This window comes from Streptomyces sp. S3(2020) (assembly GCF_013044505.1).
Taxonomy (GTDB): Bacteria; Actinomycetota; Actinomycetes; order Streptomycetales; family Streptomycetaceae; genus Streptomyces.
This window is the reverse complement of sequence record NZ_JABERD010000447.1, coordinates 1-2,697: the sequence shown is the minus strand read 5'-3', so window position 1 is coordinate 2,697 and position 2,697 is coordinate 1. Positions and strand designations below refer to the sequence as shown.

General features: G+C 75.8%; 1 protein-coding gene. It reads right to left on the bottom strand.

Annotation, left to right across the window (positions count from 1 at the left end; genetic code table 11):
• Window positions 1-145: 145 nt before the first annotated feature.
• Window positions 146-2,697: DEAD/DEAH box helicase (locus tag HLK59_RS49345; protein ID WP_171148229.1), on the bottom strand; the 2,552-nt coding region annotated here is incomplete at its 5' end.

Below are 2,697 nucleotides of genomic sequence, written 5' to 3'. Positions count from 1 at the left end.
GCCCCACCCGGCACAAGCTCCCCCGGCCCCTCGGCCGCGTCCCCCGTCCGCCCGGAGCCGCCCTCCTCGGCCCTCCGCCGCTCCGCCTCCCGCCGCTCCCGCGCCTCCCGCAGGGCCCGGCGTGCCTCGTCCGCCGGCCCGCCCGTCATGACGTCCTCCGCAGGGACACGAGGTCGGACAGCTCACGGTCGGTCAGTTCGGTCAGGGCGGCCTCGCCGGAGCCGAGGATCGCGTCGGCCAGCGCCCGCTTCGCCTCCAGCATCTCGGCGATGCGGTCCTCGACGGTGCCCTCGGTGATGAGGCGGTGGACCTGGACCGGCTGGGTCTGGCCGATGCGGTAGGCGCGGTCGGTGGCCTGCTCCTCGACGGCCGGGTTCCACCAGCGGTCGAAGTGGACGACGTGGCCCGCGCGGGTGAGGTTGAGGCCGGTGCCCGCGGCCTTCAGCGACAGGACCAGGACCGGTGTCGCACCGCTCTGGAAGCGGTCCACCATGCGCTCGCGCTCCGGGATCGGCGTACCGCCGTGCAGCAGGTCCACGGGGACCGCGCGGTCGGTCAGATGGGCGGTGATGAGACGGGCCATGCCGACGTACTGGGTGAAGACGAGCGCCGAGCCGTCCTCGGCCAGCAGGGTGTCCAACAGTTCGTCCAGCAGGGCCAGTTTGCCGGAGCGGACCGCGAGGCGGCCGGCCTCGCCGGGGCCCTCCTTCAGATACAGCGCGGGGTGGTCGCAGATCTGCTTCAGCGCGCCCAGGAGCTTCAGCACCAGGCCCCGGCGTGCGATGCCCTCCGCCGTCTCGATGGCGAGCAGCGACTCGCGGACCACCGCCTCGTAGAGGGAGGCCTGTTCGCGGGTGAGCGGGACCGGGTGGTCCGTCTCCGTCTTGGGCGGCAGCTCCGGGACGATGCCGGGGTCCGACTTCTTGCGGCGCAGCAGGAAGGGTCGGACGAGCCGGGCCAGCCGCCGTACCGCCTCCTCGTCCTCGCCGTTCTCGACGGCGCGCGCGTGGCGGGCGCGGAAGGACTTCAGGGGGCCGAGCAGTCCGGGGGTCGTCCAGTCGAGCAGGGCCCACAGTTCGGAGAGGTTGTTCTCCACCGGGGTGCCGGTGAGGGCCACGCGCGCGGGTGTCGGGATGGTGCGCAGTGCCTTCGCCGTCGCCGAGTACGGGTTCTTCACATGCTGTGCCTCGTCCGCGACAACCATGCCCCAGCGCTGCTCGGCCAGTCGTGCCGCCGTCGACCGCATGGTGCCGTACGTCGTGAGCACGAAGCCGCCGTCCAGGTCCTCCAGGGTGCGGTCGGGGCCGTGGAAGCGGCGGACGGGGACGCCGGGCGCGAACCGGGTGATCTCCCGCTGCCAGTTGCCGAGCAGCGAGGCCGGGCAGATCACCAGGGTCGGTTCGCGGCGGGCGCGCTTCAGGTGCAGGGCGATCACCGTGATCGTCTTGCCGAGGCCCATGTCGTCGGCGAGGCAGCCGCCGAGGCCGAGGGAGGTCATGAGGTCCAGCCAGGCCAGGCCCCGGAGTTGGTAGTCGCGCAGGGTGGCGTGCAGCCCCGGCGGTGGCTCGGCGGGCCGCACCCCGGCCGTCAGCCGGTCCCGCAGCGCGGCCAGCGCGCCGACCGGTACGGCTTCGACCGTCTCGCCGTCGACCTCAGCGCTGCCGGTGAGGGCGACGGACAGCGCGTCGACCGGGTCGAGCAGGCCCAGTTCGCGTTTGCGGGCCTTGCGGACGAGCGCCGGGTCGACCAGCACCCACTGGTCGCGCAGCCGGACCACGGGCCGGTGGGCCTCGGCGAGGGCGTCCATCTCGGCCTCGCTGAGCGGGTCGCCGCCGAGCGCCAACTGCCAGCGGAACTGGAGGAGTTCCTCGCTCTCGAAGAAGCCGGTGCCGTCGGTGGCCGAGCCCGGTGCGGGCCTTACCACCGCGGCCGCGGTCAGGTCCTGGGCGAGGTCACGGGGCCAGTGCACGGCGACGCCGGCCGCCGCGAGCCGGGTCGCGGCGACGCCGAGCAGGTCGCCCAACTCGTCCTCCGACAGGGCCAGTACGTCGGGCACGTCCTGCTCGGCGAACCGGTCCAGGGGCGCCCAGACCCTGGCGGCGCGCCGCACGGCGAGAGCGGCGTCCACGCGTGCGCGGGGGCCGAACACCGCGTCCGCCCCGCCCGACCACAGGGCCGCCGCGTCGGCGACGAGGGTGGGGTCGGCGAGGCTGTGGACCTGGACGATCGCGGCGCCGGCGCTGCGGGCCCGGCCGCCCTCGTCGAAGAGGTCGTACGCGGACAGGTCGAGGCGGAGCGAGATCCGCACGCCCGCGTCCATGCCGGCGGCGACCTCGGCGGCCCAGTCCTGCGCCCCGGGCAGGCGCTGCGGGCGGCGGTCCGCGAAGGGCCTGCCGGAGGCGAGGGGCGCGGCCGGGGTGCGCGGGAGGGTGTCGGCGACGGCGTCCAGGAAGGAGCGCATCAGCGCTTCCGGCTCGGGCAGCCGGAGCGGGCCGGGGCCGGGCAGCGGGGCCGCGTGGCCCTCGTGGGGCAGGGCGGCGGCGATCGCGCGCAGGTGTGCGATGTCGTCCGGGTCCAGGGGGCCGGCCCGCCAGGCGTCGTGGCCGGTGGCGGTGAGGCCGGGGAGCAGCCGGCCGCGGGCGGTGAGCCGCAGCGCGTGCAGGGCGGCGGCGCCGAGGGGGGGGCGGAGGCGGGGGG